Source organism: Colwellia demingiae (genome assembly GCF_007954275.1).
In the GTDB taxonomy this organism is placed as follows: Bacteria; Pseudomonadota; Gammaproteobacteria; order Enterobacterales; family Alteromonadaceae; genus Colwellia; species Colwellia demingiae.
On record NZ_VOLT01000002.1, the window covers coordinates 138,637 to 158,579 of the forward strand.

Sequence of the window (19,943 nt, forward strand, 5' to 3'; positions counted from 1 at the left end):
TAGCTCCTATTTTAGTGTAGCGGCGGTTACAGTAGCAGCTTGCTTAGCTTTACTTTTGCTGGCTTTGCCATCTACATCATCGAAGATGGCCTCCACTCTATCCCCTGCACGCACGAAGCCTTGACCTAAAACAATGATATCTGCTTGCTCGCCAAGACCTGTTAACCATATGCCATCACTTTCACTTTTAATGATCTCTATTGGCGTAAAGTGAACAATGGATTCTTTTACCGATTTAACACCGATATTACCTTGCTCATCTAAAGCGAGCAGTGCTGGTGATATTTTTATTGCAGACATTTTGGCTAAATCTATGGTCAATTCACTGCTTAAGCCCGCGAATAAATTCGCCTTTTTATTATCAATTTCCACTTCAATTTTAAAAGTATTGGTCGCATCATTACCGACACTAGCAATGTAACGCAGCTTACCTTGTGCTTGTGCACCATTTAATAAGGTTACTCGCGCCACTTGACCAACAGACAACTGACTTATTTGTTGCTCGGTGGCATGCGCTCTAACAATAAGCGGGTCTAGATCGGCAATCATGGCGATATCATCACCAGAGGCAACGTAATCGCCAACTTCAACATAACGTGTGTTAAGAATACCAGTGAAGGGCGCTTTAATAATGGTGTGGGCAATGTCTATCTCTAATCGCTTTATTTCAGCTTTAACCGATTCGAGTGCAGCAAATGATTGTGCTAAATGCACCTTACCTTGATAACCTTGTTTATTCAGCTTTAATGCACCTTCGTATTCTACTTCACGTTGGTTCAATAATGCTTGACTACGGATTAACTGAGCGGGTAAATCATTTAAAGCAATTTTTGCAATAATTTCGCCTTTAGAAACTTTTGAGCCTCTTTTTGCTAATACTTGAATAATTTTGCCGTGTACTTCAGCTTTTAAAGTGGTGATGCGATCAGGCTCTGTACGACCATAAAGCTCGATTGTTTTATGAATGTATTGTCCAAGTCGTGTTTCAACTTTAACTTGTGCAGTCACCTGCTTTTCGTCATGGCTAGGAATTTGTGCTTTTATCTCAGACTTTTGCTCTGCAACACTAGGGCCCGAAGCCATCCATAGTACTAAAACAAGGGTGATTAGTGCCGCAATAAGGTAAGGACGTTGCGCTAACCAGCTAGATTTTAGGGTAAATTTCATCATTATATCTCCATTTTATCGGAATATAGTAACGTGTTTTATAAAGGGGAGATAAACTAAGTTGCAACAATTTGTTTATTTTTTGTTAGTGTCCGTAAACAAAAAATAACAATGCCGACAAGGTGTCGGCATTTGGTTGTCATAACAACATAACGTTGTGCGCTATGACAAAGTGATGACTCTATCTAATTAGGAGGTAACGAGAGTGCTAGATAGAAAAAGATGAACCACAACCACAAGTGGTTGTTGCATTTGGGTTATTTACCACAAAACGGCTACCTTCTAAACTTTCAAGATAATCAACTTCACCATCAACAAGGTATTGCAAACTCATAGGATCAATCACCATCATAACGCCTTGCTTTTCAATAGTCATATCGCCGTCATTAACTTTTTCATCAAAAGTAAAGCCATATTGAAAACCAGAACAACCACCACCGGTAACATATACACGTAGCTTAAGTGCTGGGTTTTCTTCTTCTGTGATTAGCGATAGAACTTTACTCGCGGCAGAATCGGTAAATTTAATGGGTAATTCAGGGTTTGACATGGTGCTCTACTTAGTACAACAAAGTACAAAAAAATACGCTACAAAGTGGGTGAGTAACAACGAGGCTAATTATCTTAAACTTGACTATTTTAGTCAAGTATTATTCTTTACCATAATGATACCAATTCGTATAAGAAAGTACTCACTGAACGATAATTTATGAGGAGATAGTATTATACCAATTCCAATAAGTTTCTTCCCACTCAGCGAGAGTTAAAAGGCTTAGAGGCAAGACATTGATTGTAGATAATGGTTTTTCAGGAGAATAAGCTCCTGCATTCTCTAAGAAGCTATATCCATGTAGCGTCCTTATCAAAATCAATAACGCAGCATGTAAGCCTTTTAAACTCGCCCTTCTGGAGCTTTCCAGCGACTCGATAACGGCATAGAATTTCTTTCATATAGAGTGACTATATGCAAAAAAATTCTATTTGTTCTCAAACCGCTGGTAAGCTCTGAGTGGGAACTAACTTAATGGACTTGGTATTAAGCGCTATTGATTGATTTGCCAAGAGACACTTTTTTCTTTCTTGGCATACTTTTGCCAGCGCGATTTAGTCAAAATGGCTGAGACTAAGACGTTGTCAGGCGTAAAGTTAGGAGGTAAGGTAAATTCACCATTAATAATTTGAAAATATTGAAAACTGAACTTAAGATCTTTTTTGCTCAGCTTTGCTACTTCTGCCAACTTGAGCTTTACTGGTTTGCCATTTTGTTGACCTTCAAAGACTAATTCAATATAACCTTTGCTATAACGACGTTTTAATTGCTGCTGCACTAAGGTTACTTGAAAATGATATTGATTGGGAATCTTACTCGCTACTATATTGACATTTTCAACAAATAAACCTGCGGCTTCTTTTTCAGGTGCCATTATTTTTTCGTAGAAGGCCAACTGCTTTTTCACTTCAAATTTCTGTTCAGCGGCTTCTTTTAGTAACTCTTGCGCCTTTATATTAGCAAGTTGCTCGACCGTTAATTCAACTTCTAAGGTGTGAATACGCGCTATGTTTTCTTCTTGTTGCTGATAAAGTTGCTCCAGCCTAAGCTTTTGTTGCTCAAGGTTGGTCACTTGAAAGTGATGATAATAATTACCCACACGGTAGCCAGTAAATAAACAAAGACTTATCACTGTTATTAAAAACAAAGCCGATTTAAAAGTACCTAAGCGCTCAATAACAACACCCAAATTTATTTTTGCTAACCATTTCATTTGTAAAGTATTATAATCCCGTAATGATAATATCAATCGCAACAATAAGAAAACACTTAGCTTTGCCAAAAACCTCTTGGCAAATATGCTTACTTGCCATTATTGGTGGAGCCGCTTCAGCTTTATTAGTGGTGCTATTTACCCTGACTATTGAAGAAATTCAACAGCTCTACTTAATTAAGCGCGACAACTATAACAGTTTAGATGAGGTAAGTCGTTTTCATTTACCTATCATCGGCTCACTTATTATCCTCTTAATGGCTTGGCTCACTGGTTATAAATACATACGTACTGGCATCCCCTTTGTTCTGCACCGGTTAAAAGTAGCCCATGGTATTATCCCCTTTAAAAACACCTTAAATCAATTCTGGGGGAGTGCAGTAGCCTTAGCTTCTGGTTTTTCTGTCGGTCGTGAAGGCCCTGCAGTTCATCTTGGCGCAGCATGCAGTAGTTATTTAGGTAGTGCACTAAAACTCCCCCATAACAGTGTTCGTACTTTATGTGCTTGCGGTATAGCAGCAGGTATTGCAGCAACATTTAATACCCCAATAGCCGCGGTTATTTTTGTTATGGAAGTGGTTATGCGGGAATATAAAGCTCATGTTTTTGTACCCGTAATGCTCGCTTCAATTGTTGGCTCTTTGATTACCCGCAGTGTTTTTGGCACCAGTCATAATTTTCAACACTTTAATACCGTAGCGCTTGAACACCAGCATTACTTCTCTTTAGTGTTATTAGCGATAGTCTTAGGTATTTTAGCGGCTGCATTTAATAAGTATTTGGTTGTAATAATTAAAAAAAGTGTTAAATACCACATAGTACCACGCTTAATTCTTGCTGCGCTTATTACGGGTACGCTAGGTTATTTAGTACCTGGCGCTATGGGCACAGGCACAAGTGCAATTGATATTTCCTTAACTAACAATTTACCGTTAGGTTTTCTGTTCAGCTTACTTATCGCTAAATTATTAATGACAATGTTCGCACTAGGTTTAGGTATTCCTGGTGGCATTATTGGACCAACCATAAGTATTGGTGCTATTACTGGCGCTCTTGTTGGCGCTATTATTATACAAGTATTGCCCGGAGAACATGTAAGCAGTGACTTTATTTTAATGGGTATGGCTGGTTTTATGGCTGCCAGTTTAAATGCTCCCCTTGCCACCTTGCTTGCAGTTGTTGAGCTATCAGGTCAACTTGAGCTGGTTGTGCCTGGTATGATTGTTATTACCATTGCAAGCATAGTCTCGAGACAGCTTTGTAAAAATGAATCTATCTTCATCATGCAATTAGATGCGCAAAACTTGCTCTATCGCAAACCCCCTGTTGAAGAATCATTGCAAAATATTGGCGCATTGGCGGTAATGAAAGATGATTTACTCATTTTAGACCAGGCAAGCCCTCGGACTATTATTGGGGAGCTCCTGCATAGTCATGAGTCGCAATTAATCATTAACAAAGAACCTGCGAGTCAAACGGATGATCCAAATAATTATTATTGGGCGCAATTAGATGCAGAAGCATTTGACGATGAAAACGAAGGTGAAGATATTGAACATCATCTCGCTAAAAAATTAATACTGCACAAACTTATCCCACTGAGCCATCAAGTCACATTAGCAGAGGCTTATTTGGCACTGGTAGAGCAGAGGTCAGGGGCGGTTTATATTTACCATAAAGATATCAATGACTGTATTGGCTTGGTGACTTTTGAACAACTTAGAATTTATTTATTAGAAGGAAAACTCAATTAATGAGCACGTTTTTAATCAACAATATCCTTTGGTTTAAAGCATTTCATGTCTTTTTCATGGTGGCTTGGTTTGCTGGTATATTTTATTTACCGCGTTTATTTGTTAACCATGCCGAAACCAAATCTGATGAAGTCGCACAACAATTCAAAGGGATGGAAAAGCGTTTACTCTATTTTGTCACTCCTTTTGCCATTTTCACGCTATTGTTCGGTGTAACAATAATATATGCCTACGGCTATGACTGGTTTGTTGCGTCAAAATGGCTACACATCAAATTAAGCTTAGTCATAGTGCTCTTTGTTTATCATGGTTATTGCTTCAAATTAGTCAGTACCTTTGCACAGAATAAAAACAGACGCTCAGGGCGCTTCTATCGAATATTCAATGAAATCCCCGTTCTCATTTTGTTGGCTGTTATTATTTTAGCTTACGTTAAGCCAATGTAATTATAGATTTTTTAAGAATTGTAAAGGTAAGATAACTTATGTGGTACTTATATCTGGGTTACGTAGCAATACAGTTTTATGCTATTGCTGATGTTTTCTCAAGAAACGCCCTTGCAGCAAGTGCGGTGATTTTTTCAATAGCAGTATTTTTTATCTGGTCCCTTATTCCCATGTTGGGTTATGTTTTAGCTAAAGCTTTAGGGGCAAAAGGATATGCAAAAAGATTTCCTTTGCTTCTTTGTGGTGTGATCATAGCACTGAGTGAAAATGCTTTAACTTACTTTAATTTAATCGCAGAAAAGCAATATAATATTGGTACCGCCATAGTGTTTATACTGTGCTTTGTTATAGCCTATCTCCCCTTGAACAAGCAAGAAGCTGTAAGCTAGTAGCAAAGCATAACATCCTATTTGAAGACTTCATTTTTCGAGCTTTACCGTTATAATCAAGATATGATGATTTGTCACATTGTTAACAAATCATTGATATTCTGTTTACTGTATTGAGAAACATCCTAATGAAGTACTTTTTATTCGCAGTGTTAGCGATTTCAACCTTATTGTCATCTGCAAACGCAATCAATCAACCTCCCTTGCTTATAGCAAAGCCTAAAATTGTTGGCGGCGAACTTGCTACTCAAAGTGCTTGGCCTTGGATGTCAGCATTAGTTTTTACCTATAGTGATGTCGATAGCTCTTTAAACGTTGCTGGCACTCAATACCAGAGTGAACCGTTTTCATATTCTCCTTCAGGTCAAGCTAGTGCCACTATGGTTGATTGTGGAATTGGTGAAGGTTTATGTAATTTAGCTGAAAATAAAATATGTTTAATTGCCCGTGGTGAAATAGACTTTTCGGTGAAAGTTGATAATTGCCAAGCTGCAGGTGGTATAGGTGCGATTATCTATAACAATATTGCAGGGGTTATCAGTGGCACCTTAGGAGAAGGTTTTATTGGCAACATTCCGGTAATTGCCATTAGCCAAGATGACGGAGCAATTTTACTCAACGAACTCGACAGTATTGCAACAATTAATCTATCGGTAAAACAAGATCTTGCGCAAAGCGCTAGCTGTGGAGCAAGCTTTATCGGAGAGAAGTGGGTACTTACCGCTGCTCACTGTGTTGAAGGTGCCAATATTGAATTTTTAAAAGTTAATATTGGCGAATATGATTTAAGTAATGGCGCGAGTAAGGCTAAAGCTATCAAGCGTATTTATATCCATCCCGAGTACGAAGAAGGCAGTGCATTTAATAATGATATCGCACTGATTGAGTTAGTGGAATCGAGTGACCAAACTGCGGTTAAACTACTCGATTACAATACCAGCAAACAATTAGCGATTGCTAATAGTCCCGCAACAGTTATCGGCTGGGGGAACGTAAATGCTTACGGTCCAAATGACGAACCTCCTATAAATAGTCAACCCAATCAATTACGCCAAGTTGAGCTTTATTTATTAAGCAATGAAGAATGCAAAGACCAATTAGCCCAAGCTTATAGCGATTTAAATGATACCACTTATTCTTCAAATCAAGTGGGTATTACCAATAACATGATTTGTGCTGCATTTTCAGGTGGCGTTCAAAAAGGCTCATGTCAAGGTGATAGTGGAGGACCTTTATTAGTAAATACCAATGAAGGTTGGCAACAAATAGGTATCGTTAGCTTTGGTGTTGGTTGTGCTAATGAAGCTTTCCCAGATGTTTATGCCCGCATAGGAAGTTTTACTACTTGGATTAATAACATCACCCAAGGCATTGCTATTGAGTCAAGTTATGACTTTGCTTTAACGCCACAAAATAAAGCACAAACAACACAACTAACCGTCACCAATAATACTAATCTGATCGCTAATTTAAGCTTCACGCTATTAACTGATAACATAAACAGCAATGGCTTTAGTTTGAATACCAGTAATTGCATCCAATTAGCAGCAAAACAAAGTTGTCAAATTCAAGTTGATTTTGATGCCAAAATCCTAGGAAAGCATAAAGTACGGATTGTCATCAATAGCAATGATGTAAATATTCCAACGAGCCAAAGTTATATAAGTGCTGAAGCAGTTGCCTCCAATAGTGATATCAATACTCAGCTATCAAATGGCTCATCAGAATTACTCTGGTTTAGTGGTGGTGACCAACCATGGCTGCTCGATAATACCGAACCAGCAATTATGAGTGGTGCCATTGGAGATAATCAACAAAGCGCTGTTTTACTAACATTTTCTGGTGCTGGCACCTTATCATTTGATTGGTCTGTTTCTTCTGAAGAAAATACCGATAGCCCTGATGAGCCCTTTGGTGTCTTATACTTAATTATTGATGATAAACAAATCAACTTGATATCAGGAGAGGTTGCTTACACTAAGGTAACTATCGATGATTTAGCCGTAGGGGAACATCAAGTAACTTGGTTATATAAGAAAGATGGTGGTACAAGTGAAGGAACCGACAAAGCTTCTTTAAAAAATGTTATTTTCACTCCGACAATTACAACGCTTCCAGCCCCCCCCCCTTCTCCGTCTGCAACTCTGCCTCCAAGTACAACAGACAGTAAGTCGAGTGGTGGCAGTGTATATTTGATTTTGTTCCTGCTTATCTTATTAACAGCTAGACCTCAGCTAATATAAACTTTAGCTCTCAACTAAAAAGGCAGCATTATCTGTCTTTTTTTATTTTTACCTTATCATCTTTGCCGGCAGGTAAAATCCTCTTTAGCATTTGCAAGTAGCTGTATTATAAATGCTACCGATTAAGAAGCATGCTTCAGAGGGCTTAAACTATTTCAATTCATGGTGCTGTGATGCAGTGATGTTGATTTCTACTGAAATCCTGCCCTTTGAATGGTAACGGGTATATGCTATATTCTTGGCAAATTTGTCCCCTTTCAATGTAATAAATCAAGATGATGAAATTCCAAGGTAACCATATTCTCTCGGTATCACAATTTGACCGTGAAGCTATCGCAAAGATCCTGCAAGTTTCTGCGCAAATGGCGCCTTATGCGTCTCGAAAAAAACGTTGTCATGTGCTTGATGGCGCCATATTAAGTAATTTATTTTTTGAACCCAGTACTCGAACTCGAGTTAGTTTTGGTACGGCTTTTAATTTGCTGGGCGGTTTTGTACGCGAAACTGTTGGCCAAGAAAACTCTTCATTAAGTAAGGGTGAATCTTTATTTGATACTGCCCAAGTGATCAGTGGTTACTCTGATGTCATTGCTATGCGTCATCCACAAATGCACTCGGTAGAGCAGTTTGCTCAAGGTAGTTCAGTCCCTGTTATCAACGGTGGCGATGGTGCGAATGAACACCCCACTCAGGCACTACTTGACCTATTTACTATTCAGTCTGAAATGATGCATTTTAACAAAGGTTTAGATGATTTAAATATTGTTTTAATGGGCGACTTAAAACATGGTCGTACCGTACACTCATTATCAAAATTACTCAGCCTCTATGAGAATGTAAAAGTTACTATGGTTGCGCCAAAAGCATTACAAATGCCTGATAGTGTTATTTCAACATTAAGCGACGCTGGTCATGAAGTTGTTTTGACTGAGACTATGGCGGGTAATTTATCTGCTGATGTAATTTATCAAACAAGAATTCAGCAAGAACGCTTTGCCAGCAAAGATGAAGCAGAGTTATATCGCGGACATTTCAGTTTAAATAAGAGTGTTTACCAAAAATATTGTCAAGAAAACACGGTAATTATGCACCCTTTACCACGCGACTCTCGCCCCGAAGCTAATGAACTTGATACCGATCTTAATGACTTAGACAACCTAGCTATTTTTAGGCAAGCACAAAATGGTGTTTTAGTGCGAATGGCATTATTTGCCTTAACGTTAGGTGTTGAAGATCAATTAACCGATTATGAAAAACCAGTAAACTGGTTCACAAATAAAAACGCCTAGTGGCAATATTTTAGTAACGACTTTTAGAAGAAACAATTATGAATAAATCAGAACAGTTATTTGAACAAGCTCAAAAGATTATCCCTGGTGGCGTTAACTCTCCAGTACGTGCTTTCAATGGTGTTGGTGGTACTCCTTGCTTTATAAAACGTGCTCAAGGCGCTTATATTTATGACGCTGATGATAAAGCTTACATCGACTATGTTGGCTCTTGGGGTCCTATGATTTTAGGCCATAACCATCCAGCAATTCTTGAAGCTGTTATTACTACCGCTAAAAATGGTTTAAGTTTTGGTGCACCAACTGAAATTGAAATTACCATGGCTGAAAAGGTACGTGAGTTAGTACCATCAATGGAATCTTTACGCATGGTTAGCTCTGGTACTGAAGCTACTATGAGTGCTATACGTTTAGCGCGTGGTTATACTGGCCGCGATAAGATATTAAAATTTGAAGGTTGTTACCACGGTCATGCCGACGCATTATTAGTGAAAGCGGGCTCTGGTGCATTAACATTGGGCGTACCAAATTCACCGGGTATTCCTGAAGATTTTGCTAAACATACCCTTACTGTTAGCTTCAACAATATCGAAGAAGTGAAAGAAATCTTCGCAAAATATGCCGATGAAATAGCCTGTATTATCGTGGAACCTGTTGCAGGTAACATGAATTGCATCCCTCCTGTTGAAGGGTTTCTTGAAGGTTTACGTAAAGTATGTGACCAATACAGCAGCGTATTAATTTTTGATGAAGTAATGACTGGTTTTCGTGTTGCACTAGGTGGCGCTCAAGCACTCTATAATATTAAGCCTGACTTAACGACTTTAGGTAAAGTCATTGGTGGCGGTATGCCTGTTGGCGCGTTCGGTGGCAAACAAGAGATAATGGATTATATAGCTCCTGTTGGTCCTGTTTATCAAGCAGGTACTTTATCAGGTAACCCAATTGCTATGGCCGCAGGTTTAGCTTCATTGACTGAATTAGCTCAAGGAAATAAACACCAACAACTTTCTTCTGCGACAGAAAAGCTAGCCATGGGCTTAAAAGCCGCAGCTGAACGTAATGGCGTTAGTTTAAGTGTTAACTATGTTGGCGCCATGTTTGGATTTTTCTTTACTGAAGATAAAAACCCTATTACTACCTATGAGCAAGCGACCCAATGTGATGGAGAAATGTTCAAGCGCTTCTTCCACTTAATGCTTGATGAAGGCGTATATTTAGCACCATCATCTTATGAAACTGGCTTTTTATCTACATCACATACCGATGACATTATTGAAAAAACGTTAGTTGCTGCCGATAAATGTTTCGCTCAGTTGTAACAAGATCACGATAGACATTAATCGATAGTCTATAAATAAAAAAACGCTGCCTTTAGTAATACTGGCAGCGTTTTTTATGTCTTTATCTCAAAGCTATTTGTACAAGAGAGTGTTCAATATTGAGTTATACCAATTAAATTAATTAATGGAGCAAATTTTAATGAGAATATATTTTCAAGAACAAGGCGCTTGATTGAGTAATAGCTGGCTATTGGGATTGAAAGCAACGATGTTATTGGATATTTAGACCATTTAAAAAGATCACTTAGTTAATTTGGTTGGTATTTTTTAGCCAAAAATTAGTTATTCAATGCTTCACTATTCAACTCACCTTGTAACCAATCTAAGCCTTCCTGCCAGCCTAAATTTAGACCATCAAATACTTTCAAATTCCAACCATCACGTTCACGTATCGCACTAATTTTCCCTACCGATGTTTTGCTTTCGTTATCATAAGTAACTACAGCAATCGCCGCTAAGTTGTCATGCGAAGCCATACTAACCTTAGCTTCAAATGAAAAATCATATTGATTTATTTTATTAATCAGAAGAGCAAAATTATTTGAAAATATGTTAGTCAAAAAATCATCGTACTCTTCAGACATTTCTAGAGATATGACAACATCTTGACCGACAATAACTTCGGCAATATGCTCATTTAAAACATTAACTTTTGCAAAACTAAGTTGGTATTTCTGCATAACGTCCTGCCCACATGTTTTTGTACTTAGAACAACAATACTAGACCTATATTTTAAACTTAACAAACATGTGTTTGAATCTTATTCTCTGTTTCTATCTATAAACTTAAAGGTAGTGGTCAAATAACTGTACATTCACCATTTCACCCGCTTTTACCGCGCCTTGTTCGCTAGGTAAAACAATAAAGCAATTAGCCCGTGCTAAGCTAGATAGGATACCTGATCCTTGCGCACCTGTTGAAGCAACAACATTTTCACCGGCTTCATTAATCGATAAAACACCCCGTTGAAAATCCAGTCGACCTGGTGATTTACGTAAGTCACTGCTACATTTCACTGATAAATTGGTACGCGTTAGAGGCTTCGCATTCTGCATTTTGGTTAAGGCTACCAACGCTAATTGATGAAAGGTTACTAACGCTGAAACGGGGTTACCTGGAAGTCCGAAAAAGACACTGTTAGCTAACTTTCCAAAGGCAAAGGGCTTACCTGGTTTCATCGCTATTTTCCAAAAGCCAATTTCACCTAAATCATCTAATACTGTTTTAGTATAATCCGCGTCTCCTACCGAAACACCGCCAGAAGAAATAACCGCATCAGCCTGTTCATCTGCACTAACGAAGGCTGCTTTTATCGCCTCGAAGTCATCGGCAATAATACCAAAATCAATAATATCAACATGTAGTGTTTTAAGCATGGCGGCTAAAACAAAACTGTTAGACTCATAAATATCACCAGAGCGCAAAGCTTGACCCGGCAATTTAAGCTCATCACCCGTAGCGATTAAAGCCACTTTTAATTTTCGATAAACAACGACGTCAGCCACACCTAAAGAAGCAAGTACGCCAATATCAACCGCTGCTAATTTATGGCCAGAATAAAGCACCTGCTGGTCAATTTTAATATCTTCACCGGCATTTCGTACATGAGATCCAAACGTCTTTTCTTGTAAAAAGGTAATGTTCTCGCCATCAGCTTTGACATTTTCTTGCATCTCGACAGAGTCACAACAATCAGGCATTTTCGCTCCAGTCATAATTCGAATACATTCGCCAGGCTGACATGTTCCTTGAAATGGCGCTCCTGCCATAGAACGTCCGATTTGGACCAGCGTTTTACTCTCCTTTAAACTTTCAATAGCAAAAGCATAACCATCCATTGCTGAGTTATCGTGTGGAGGCACATTCAATGGACTAGCAATATCTTGCTCTAAAACATAGTGCATTGCTTGCTCTATGGGCAAGGTCAGGGTTTCAGTGATAGATGATACTTGCGATAGCATATTAGCTACTGCTTGTTCAAAAGGTAAAAGCCCTGGGGCGGAGCAACAATCAGACATAAAAAACTCGCTTAATTTGATATTACAATGACTTAATACGATAAATTTCACTCTGAACTAGATGGGTTTTCAAGCTTGTTTAGAGGAAGATTAGTAAAGTCATTATAGATAAATTCGATAACGATAGTATCGCTTAATTACTGATTAAATTAATAGTGATTTAACTGCTCGTTTATTGATTATAATCAATAATGAGGTTGGCAAAAAAAATTACCATCTCGCAATACAATGGGTATATACTCATTTTAGAACAGAATTTTATTTATTACACCGAGCTATCACAGCTAACACTGTTTTGTTTTTGGCTAAATTAAGCCAACTTATTCGAAGCCTTTATGTTGTGACATGCCGTGACTAAATCCATGTAATTATTGGTTTTAGTTGCCAGGGTTAACAAGGAAACGCGTTAGCCTCCCTACATTTGGAAAGGTGACATGTTAACAGACAACTTTGGCCGTAGGTTCTCATACCTGCGCCTCTCAATTACCGACGTTTGCAACTTTAGTTGCACTTACTGCTTGCCTGATGGTTATCAGTGCGATCAACCGCGTGATTTTTTATCACTATGTGAAATCAAACGTATAACAAAAGCTTTCGCCGAATTAGGAACTGAAAAGATCCGAATTACCGGTGGCGAGCCAGCTTTGCGTAAAGACTTACCTGAAATCATTCGAATTTGTAAAGAAACACCCGGCATCAAAACAGTTGCCATTACAAGTAATGGTTTTAAATTACCAGAACACCTACCGCAATGGTTAGATGCTGGCATTGATGCAATCAATATCAGTATTGATAGCTTAGATCCGCGACAATTTCATGCGATAACGGGTCACGACAAGCTCAAGACCATTCTCACGGGTATCGATATGGCATTGGCTGACGGCAGAGCCTCAGTTAAAGTTAATACGGTATTGATGCGTGATCACAGTGGTAGAGAGATTCAAAGCTACCTTGATTGGCTAAAAGATACTCCTATTACTTTGCGCTTTATTGAGTTGATGCAAACAGGTGATAATCAAGAATTTTTTGATGCGCAACATGTACAAGGCTCGCGCATTAAACAAAACTTAATTCTCGATGGCTGGCTTCCAGTCATTCAAAATAAATCAGCAGGCCCTGCGCAAGAATTTTACCACCCTGATTACCAAGGTAAAGTTGGCTTGATCATGCCTTATTCTAAAGATTTTTGTAGTAGCTGTAACCGCTTACGCATAAGCTCAAGTGGCAAGTTGCATTTATGCTTATTTGGTGAGGAAGGTTTATCATTACGAGAAGAATTGCAAAGTGATGATATTAAGCCGTTACAAGAAAAAATATTAACATTATTGGGTGATAAAAAAGCCACTCACTATTTGCATGATAAACTAACGGGTGCCACTAAACACCTTGCTATGCTTGGAGGTTAATCATGACTTTTCAAAGAATTGATTGTTTAGGTGTGGTGCTCGCGGGCGGTTTATCTTCTCGTATGGGACAAGATAAAGCGCAACTAACGCGCCAGCAAAATGCAACCTCTCCATCAGCAAAGTCAGCGCATAGCATGCTAGATTTTTCTAAACAGCTTTTAGCTGATGCTGGTATAAAAGATATTGTTATCAGCGGTGATAATCATCAAATTCCTGACCGTGTGGCACATGCCGGACCGGTTGGTGGAATTTATAGTGTGCTTGCGCATTACCTTGCAAATAGCCCTGAACACTTACAACCTAAAGCCTTATTAATCTTACCGGTTGATTTACCTTTAATGACTGTCAGCGCTTTAACCGAATTACGACTAAAAGGTGAGCTTAGCCACAAAGCAACTTTTTTCAGTGATAGTCAAAAAAACATGCATCATATCCCTTTATACTTACCCAATAATGCGTTCTTGAATATGTTTTTAATGCAAGCATTTCACCGAGAACAATTGCTAACAAACAGTAAAAATAAAAATAACAAAAATGGTCCTTCCGTTAGAGCCATGTTAGAGCAAATACCTCATCAAGCCATTGCTAGCCTTAATAATCAGGTGCTATTTAATACCAATACGCCAGAGCAATGGCAACAAGCACAGCAACAATTTTAAGCCACACGTAACTTATGAAGTAACAATACACATCAATTCAATAAAACTGTGGCAACAAACACATAAGAACAGTAATTTTAATCTACAGATTTAGTAAAGGATAAACCTATGTCAGCACATGGCGGCAAAACTTTCGTTCCCTTAAATATCGCCGTTTTAACGGTATCTGATACACGTACCGAAGAAAACGACACCTCTGGTCAAGCGCTTGTTGAGCGTTTGACACAAGCAGGCCACAACTTAGCCGATAAAGCGATTGTGATTGATGATGTGTATCAACTTCGCGCACAAGTATCAAAATGGATAGCGGATGATTCTATTCATGCCATTATTTCTACAGGTGGTACTGGCTTTACTGAGCGTGATAATACGCCTGAAGCGCTAACACCCTTATTTGATAAAGCAGTTGAAGGTTTTGGCGAAGTATTTCGTCATGTCTCATTATTAGAAATAGGAACTTCAACGATACAATCGCGCGCTTTTGGCGGCATTGCGAATAAAACGGTAGTGCTTTGTGTGCCTGGCTCAACCAATGCCTGTAAAACAGCTTGGGATAAAGTCATTAAAGAACAGCTTGATGCAAGTCACCGTCCTTGTAACTTCGTACCACACTTGAATTTAAGTGCCGAGCAATGTGAGACGCGTAACTAATGGCAACGAATACAGATAACAAGGCAGCACAAGCATCCGAAAAAGCGCCAGAGTTAAGCCACCTTAACCAACAAGGTGAAGCAAACATGGTAGATGTCACCGAAAAGGCCATGACATCACGTACCGCTACTGCGCAAGGTTTTATTAAAATGAATCAAGCAACCTTTGAATTAATCACCACAGGTAAGCATAAAAAAGGTGATGTGTTTGCGGTTGCGCGAATTGCTGGTATTCAAGCGGCGAAAAAGTGTAGTGATTTGATCCCTTTATGTCATCCTTTGATGCTAAGTAAGGTGCAAGTTGATTTCACCCTTGATAGCGAGAACAGTCAAGTACAAGTGAATAGCTTATGTCGCTTAACAGGGCAAACAGGTGTCGAAATGGAAGCATTAACCGCGGTTTCTATTGCTTGTTTAACTTTATTTGATATGTGTAAAGCAGCTGATCCTGCAATGATGATTCATGGAATTGAAGTATTAACCAAAGAAGGTGGTAAGTCTGGTCATTGGCAAAGTCCGTCAACTTAACTTCATTAAGCTTAATTTAATTAAACTAAATTTTAAGAGAAAACCTTATGATTAAAATTGTTTTTTTTGCAGCACTTAGAGAACAACTTGACTGTGCTGAACTGTCTTTAGCAGCAGATGATGCTAAGACAGTCGATGATATTAAGCAGTTATTAAGTGATAAAAATGAACAGTGGCAACAAACGTTCAGCAATGCGTCACTGTTATCTGCGGTAAACCATGACATGGTTGATGGTAGTCACTTGGTAAAGTCAGGCGATGAAGTTGCCTTTTTCCCTCCAGTGACTGGCGGATAACTTATGTTGAAACAAGAGATATCGATCCAAGCTGATGATTTTAGTTTAGCTGATGAAGTTGTCTTACTTGAAAAAGATAACGTAACGGATGGTGCAATTGTTACTTTTACCGGCAGGGTTAGAAATAACAACAATGGTAATTCAGTGACTACCTTAACACTAGAACATTACCCTGGTATGACAGAGAAATTACTCGCTAAAATTATTATACAAGCCAAAGAACGTTGGAATATTGGTCGAGTAAAAGTGATTCATCGTATTGGCAAACTCAGCATAGGTGACCAAATTGTTTTTGTTGGTGTTACAAGTAAACATCGACAAGATGCCTTTGCTGCCAATGAATTCATCATGGACTATTTGAAAGTTAAAGCCCCCTTTTGGAAAAAAGAACAAATTACCGATGATGGCCAAACCTCTGAAAATTGGTTAGATGCTAAAAACTGTGATACCGACAAAGCAGATCTTTGGAGCTAACGTGCTACGTATACTGTTAGTCTCGATCTTGGTTATGAATTTACTGGCTGTAAACAGTAGCCAAGCTTACCAAAGTAACGTCAACGACAGTAAGAATGAAGACAACAGCAAACCACTACGAATTGCTGTTGCCTCCAATTTCACGCCGGTATTAAAAGTATTACTTGAAGACTTTACTAAACAAACAGGTATAAAAAGTCAGGTAATCAGCGGTGCTAGTGGTGCCATGTTTTTACAAATAAAATATGGCGCTCCTTTTGATGTTTTTCTCAGTGCTGACAGCCGCCGCCCTAAAGAACTTGAGCAAGCAGGCTATACATTAAAAAGTAGTCGAAAAACCTATGCTACCGGTCAGTTAGCATTTTATTCCTCATCTTTGAGTTCTAATGCAAACTCGCTTTCGCAATTATCTATTGAAGAAATACTATCTATTGATCAGCTCAGGAAGCCATCTGCACGCTTTGCTATTGCTAATCCAGATACAGCACCATATGGTAAGGCAGCCAAAGAAGCTTTAACCCATTTGGGTTTATGGCAGGCTTATGAGTCTCGATTGGTCAAAGGTATTAATATTGGCCAGACCTTTACCAAGTTGCGTAGTAAAGCCGTTACCCGTGGTATTGTTGCCAATAGCCAATTAGTGTTAAATAACTTATCAGGGGTCATTATTCCCAGTAGTTACCATCAAGCGATAGAGCAACAGTTGGTTATAATTCGTCGCAGTAAGCAGCAAGCGGCCGCAGAAAAACTAAGTCACTTTTTGTTATCTATTGAAAGTCAAAACAGAATAGTCAGTTATGGCTACGCGCAAACTAAGCAAGTAAACAATGCAAACAATGCAAACAATGCAAACAAAAAGTTAAGCGAGTTAACGGCTAAATGATAAATTCAGACTTGCAAGCACTCGTTACCACGCTAGAAATGGCAGCATTAACCACCCTCATTTTATTAATTATTGGTACTCCCCTCGCTTGGTATCTGGCCAAAATGACCAGTCGGTTTAAGGTTATTATTGAAGCTGTAGTGGCATTGCCGCTAGTTTTGCCACCCACGGTGCTCGGATTTTATTTACTTATCGCTTTTTCACCCGAATACTTGCCAGGGCAATTATGGCAACAAACTACTGGTCAACAACTCGCTTTCAGTTTTTCCGCAATCGTTATTGGCTCTGTTTTATATTCACTGCCATTCGTCGTTCAACCATTACAAAAAGCTTTTGAACAATTAGGTGACTCTTTGTTAGAAGCTGGCGCATTACTTGGCGCAGGACCTATCGATCGATTTTTCTCTATTGTATTACCATTAACAAAAGCGAGTTTTATTACTGCCGCAAGCTTGGGTTTTGCTCATACAGTAGGAGAGTTTGGTGTCATATTAATGATTGGTGGTAATATTCCTGGTGAAACACGGGTACTTTCTATCGCCCTATTTGACCATGTCGAAGCCTTTGATTATGCCAGAGCGCATTTGCTAGCCATCAGTTTGTTGATTGGTTCAATGGTGTTATTGGCTGCTATTTACTGGTTAAATTTACCGAAAAGAAACAACAATAAAAATTTAAACCAAGTAAGATCAATCAAATGATGATGAGTAATGCTAAGTTGAATAAAGTGCCTGCAGGTGATTGTCCTCAACTCGATATCAATATTCGTGTTAGTTATCAGCAATTCGAATTAGCCATAAACTTACCAATACCATTAAAAGGTATCACAGGTATTTTTGGCCATTCAGCTTCAGGTAAATCAACCTTACTGCGCGCGATTGCAGGTTTGGAAAAAACACTTATTGGCGACATAACCTTAACCAGTGATGGCGTTGCTGATAAAGCTTTAGTCAGTAAAACCTTAGTCAACAGTGAGCAAGGTTATTACCTCAAACCCGAAGCACGTCAAATTGGTTTAGTTTTTCAAAATAGCCGTTTGTTTGGACATTTATCAGTGCTAGGCAACTTAGAATTTTCCGTTAAGCGCTGCAAAAACAGACAATTAGACTTAAATGAAGTCATCGAACTGACAGAGCTGACAACATTGCTTGAACACCAAGTAAATCAATTATCAGGTGGTCAACAACAAAGAGTGGCGCTAGCAAGAGCCATTTTGGCTGAACCCAAATTATTACTACTTGATGAGCCATTAAGCGCGCTTGATCAACACAGTAAAACTCAATTACTCAAGATGATGTTAAATATTCAAAAAAAGCTGAACTTGCCTATGTTGTATGTCAGCCATTCATTAGATGAGTTACAGCAAGTCTGCGACACCCTATTAGTGTTAGCAAAAGGTAAGGTCGTTAATTTTGGTAATATCCACCAAATCATTCATCAGCTAAATAATTTTGATGACCCTACGCTTATTCATCAGCAAACCAGTTTGTCATTACCTATCAAGCAATTTAATAATGGCCATGGTTTAGCGGTATTAGCGCTAAATGCAGAACAAGACATTTACCTAACCAGTGATAAAGCCTTCGAAAACCAGACTCAACTACGTTGCTTTATTTTGGCGAGTGATATTAGTATTGCGTTAACAGAGCCAAGTAATAGCTCCATTGTTAATCACCTCTTTGGCACAATAAAACAAATAAGTCATAGAAAAAACAAGGTACTACTAACCATTAACTGTGGTTCTCAAGAGTTTTTTGTCACGATCAGTGCATTCTCTCAGCAAAAGTTATCGTTAAACAGCAGACAACAAGTGTACTTGCAGTTCAAAGCCAGTGCCGTGCGCACTTTTATCCATTAGAACAAATAAAAAAACGAGGAACCTACGTGTTAAGCAATCAAGAGCAACTCAAATACTCCCGCCAAATCATATTGGATAAAATAGGTAGTCAGGGACAAATCGCGCTGCGTAACGCTAAAGTACTCATCTTAGGTGTGGGCGGTCTAGGTAACCCAGCGAGCTTATATTTAGCTGCCGCTGGCGTTGGTACACTCTATATCGCTGATGGTGATTGTATAGAGATCAGTAATTTACCTCGACAAATTCTCTTTTGCGAAGACAATATTGATGAAAATAAAGCCGATGTTGCCGCTGAAAAATTACAACAGCAATTTCCCGATGTGACTATTGAAGCTATTGATGAAATGTTCGATGAAGAGTTATGTGATTATTATCTTCCACAAGTCGACTTAGTGCTTGATTGCTCTGATAACATCCAAACTCGCTACTTAATTAATCAAGCATGTGTACAACATAAAGTGCCACTGATAGTGGGCGCCGCTACTGGTTTTGATGGCCAACAATTGACTATAGACCCTCGTGATGAGACCAGTGCTTGTTATCATTGCCTTTTTCCTGCTAGTGAGAAAGCGCCCACTGATAACTGTCAAACCATAGGCATTATTGGCCCAGTACTCGCCATGATTGCTGGTATGCAAAGCTTGCAAGCGATTAAGCTGTTAACAGGTAATAAAGTACAACTCAATCAGCTTAACTTACTTGATGGTTTAGCAAATCAATGGCAACAATTTAATATGAAAAAGCAAAAAAACTGCACAGTTTGTGGCTCAAATTAA

General features: G+C 38.7%; 21 protein-coding genes and 1 riboswitch. Of the genes, 16 read left to right on the forward strand and 5 right to left on the reverse strand.

Annotation, left to right across the window (positions count from 1 at the left end):
- Positions 1–6: 6 nt before the first annotated feature.
- The 3 genes from ESZ36_RS03440 to ESZ36_RS03450 all read right to left on the reverse strand — a co-directional run bounded on the left by ESZ36_RS03440 (position 7) and on the right by ESZ36_RS03450 (position 2,930).
- A complete protein-coding gene (locus tag ESZ36_RS03440) occupies positions 7–1,170 on the reverse strand; it encodes an efflux RND transporter periplasmic adaptor subunit (protein ID WP_246128974.1) in 1,164 nt (387 codons plus the stop codon).
- Between the two features lie 205 nt (positions 1,171–1,375).
- The gene (gene erpA / locus ESZ36_RS03445) at positions 1,376–1,717 is read right to left on the reverse strand and encodes an iron-sulfur cluster insertion protein ErpA (RefSeq protein ID WP_011045350.1); all 342 of its coding nucleotides are present in this window, start codon (positions 1,715–1,717) and stop codon (positions 1,376–1,378) included.
- Between the two features lie 493 nt (positions 1,718–2,210).
- Positions 2,211–2,930 (reverse strand): DUF6776 family protein, encoded by a 720-nt coding sequence (locus ESZ36_RS03450; protein ID WP_246128975.1) that lies wholly within the window; start codon positions 2,928–2,930, stop codon positions 2,211–2,213.
- Positions 2,931–2,953: 23 nt separating this feature from the next.
- Between ESZ36_RS03450 and ESZ36_RS03455 the strand changes: the two genes are divergently transcribed.
- From ESZ36_RS03455 to hemL, 6 genes are all read left to right on the forward strand, one after another.
- Positions 2,954–4,684 (forward strand): chloride channel protein, encoded by a 1,731-nt coding sequence (locus tag ESZ36_RS03455; protein WP_146783614.1) that lies wholly within the window; start codon positions 2,954–2,956, stop codon positions 4,682–4,684.
- Complete coding sequence (hemJ, locus tag ESZ36_RS03460) at positions 4,684–5,130, forward strand: protoporphyrinogen oxidase HemJ (protein ID WP_211357754.1); 447 nt, start codon at positions 4,684–4,686, stop codon at positions 5,128–5,130. The genes ESZ36_RS03455 and hemJ overlap by 1 nt, the downstream gene beginning before the upstream one ends.
- 38 nt (positions 5,131–5,168) lie before the next feature.
- A complete protein-coding gene (locus ESZ36_RS03465) occupies positions 5,169–5,519 on the forward strand; it encodes a hypothetical protein (protein WP_146783617.1) in 351 nt (116 codons plus the stop codon).
- 128 nt (positions 5,520–5,647) lie between these two features.
- Entirely contained in the window at positions 5,648–7,762 is a 2,115-nt protein-coding gene (locus tag ESZ36_RS03470; RefSeq protein ID WP_146783620.1) for a trypsin-like serine protease, read from the forward strand.
- Positions 7,763–8,037: 275 nt separating this feature from the next.
- Positions 8,038–9,051: an aspartate carbamoyltransferase gene (locus ESZ36_RS03475; protein WP_211357755.1), complete on the forward strand. Its 1,014-nt coding sequence runs from the start codon at positions 8,038–8,040 to the stop codon at positions 9,049–9,051.
- 38 nt (positions 9,052–9,089) lie between these two features.
- The gene (gene hemL / locus ESZ36_RS03480; RefSeq protein ID WP_146783623.1) at positions 9,090–10,373 is read left to right on the forward strand and encodes a glutamate-1-semialdehyde 2,1-aminomutase; all 1,284 of its coding nucleotides are present in this window, start codon (positions 9,090–9,092) and stop codon (positions 10,371–10,373) included.
- Positions 10,374–10,672: 299 nt separating this feature from the next.
- On the opposite strand, the gene ESZ36_RS03485 is transcribed toward hemL, so the two are convergent.
- Both ESZ36_RS03485 and moeA read right to left on the reverse strand, forming a co-directional pair.
- Complete coding sequence (locus ESZ36_RS03485) at positions 10,673–11,074, reverse strand: hypothetical protein (protein ID WP_146783626.1); 402 nt, start codon at positions 11,072–11,074, stop codon at positions 10,673–10,675.
- Positions 11,075–11,180: 106 nt separating this feature from the next.
- Positions 11,181–12,413, reverse strand: coding sequence for a molybdopterin molybdotransferase MoeA (moeA, locus tag ESZ36_RS03490; protein WP_146783629.1), 1,233 nt, complete (start codon positions 12,411–12,413; stop codon positions 11,181–11,183).
- A 256-nt stretch (positions 12,414–12,669) separates the two neighbouring features.
- Positions 12,670–12,862: riboswitch (molybdenum cofactor riboswitch) on the forward strand.
- On the opposite strand from moeA, the gene moaA reads away from it, so the two are divergent.
- The 10 genes from moaA to ESZ36_RS03540 all read left to right on the forward strand — a co-directional run bounded on the left by moaA (position 12,848) and on the right by ESZ36_RS03540 (position 19,943).
- A complete protein-coding gene (gene moaA / locus ESZ36_RS03495; RefSeq protein WP_146783632.1) occupies positions 12,848–13,819 on the forward strand; it encodes a GTP 3',8-cyclase MoaA in 972 nt (323 codons plus the stop codon). (Overlaps the previous riboswitch by 15 nt.)
- A 2-nt stretch (positions 13,820–13,821) precedes the next feature.
- Positions 13,822–14,478 (forward strand): molybdenum cofactor guanylyltransferase, encoded by a 657-nt coding sequence (gene mobA, locus ESZ36_RS03500; protein WP_146783638.1) that lies wholly within the window; start codon positions 13,822–13,824, stop codon positions 14,476–14,478.
- Between the two features lie 108 nt (positions 14,479–14,586).
- Positions 14,587–15,129: a molybdenum cofactor biosynthesis protein B gene (gene moaB, locus ESZ36_RS03505; protein ID WP_146783641.1), complete on the forward strand. Its 543-nt coding sequence runs from the start codon at positions 14,587–14,589 to the stop codon at positions 15,127–15,129.
- On the forward strand, positions 15,129–15,656 hold the full coding sequence (gene moaC, locus ESZ36_RS03510) for a cyclic pyranopterin monophosphate synthase MoaC (RefSeq protein ID WP_146783644.1): 528 nt from the start codon (positions 15,129–15,131) through the stop codon (positions 15,654–15,656). Before moaB ends, moaC begins: the two co-directional genes overlap by 1 nt.
- Positions 15,657–15,703: 47 nt before the next feature.
- On the forward strand, positions 15,704–15,952 hold the full coding sequence (gene moaD, locus ESZ36_RS03515) for a molybdopterin converting factor subunit 1 (protein WP_146783650.1): 249 nt from the start codon (positions 15,704–15,706) through the stop codon (positions 15,950–15,952).
- A 3-nt stretch (positions 15,953–15,955) separates the two neighbouring features.
- Positions 15,956–16,426, forward strand: a complete 471-nt coding sequence (gene moaE, locus ESZ36_RS03520; protein WP_146783653.1) for a molybdopterin synthase catalytic subunit MoaE — start codon at positions 15,956–15,958, stop codon at positions 16,424–16,426.
- 1 nt (position 16,427) lies between these two features.
- Positions 16,428–17,309, forward strand: a complete 882-nt coding sequence (modA, locus tag ESZ36_RS03525; protein WP_246128976.1) for a molybdate ABC transporter substrate-binding protein — start codon at positions 16,428–16,430, stop codon at positions 17,307–17,309.
- Positions 17,306–18,010, forward strand: coding sequence for a molybdate ABC transporter permease subunit (gene modB, locus ESZ36_RS03530; RefSeq protein WP_146783656.1), 705 nt, complete (start codon positions 17,306–17,308; stop codon positions 18,008–18,010). The genes modA and modB overlap by 4 nt, the downstream gene beginning before the upstream one ends.
- A complete protein-coding gene (gene modC / locus ESZ36_RS03535; protein ID WP_246128977.1) occupies positions 18,007–19,167 on the forward strand; it encodes a molybdenum ABC transporter ATP-binding protein in 1,161 nt (386 codons plus the stop codon). The genes modB and modC overlap by 4 nt, the downstream gene beginning before the upstream one ends.
- 26 nt (positions 19,168–19,193) lie before the next feature.
- Positions 19,194–19,943, forward strand: a complete 750-nt coding sequence (locus ESZ36_RS03540; protein WP_146783659.1) for a HesA/MoeB/ThiF family protein — start codon at positions 19,194–19,196, stop codon at positions 19,941–19,943.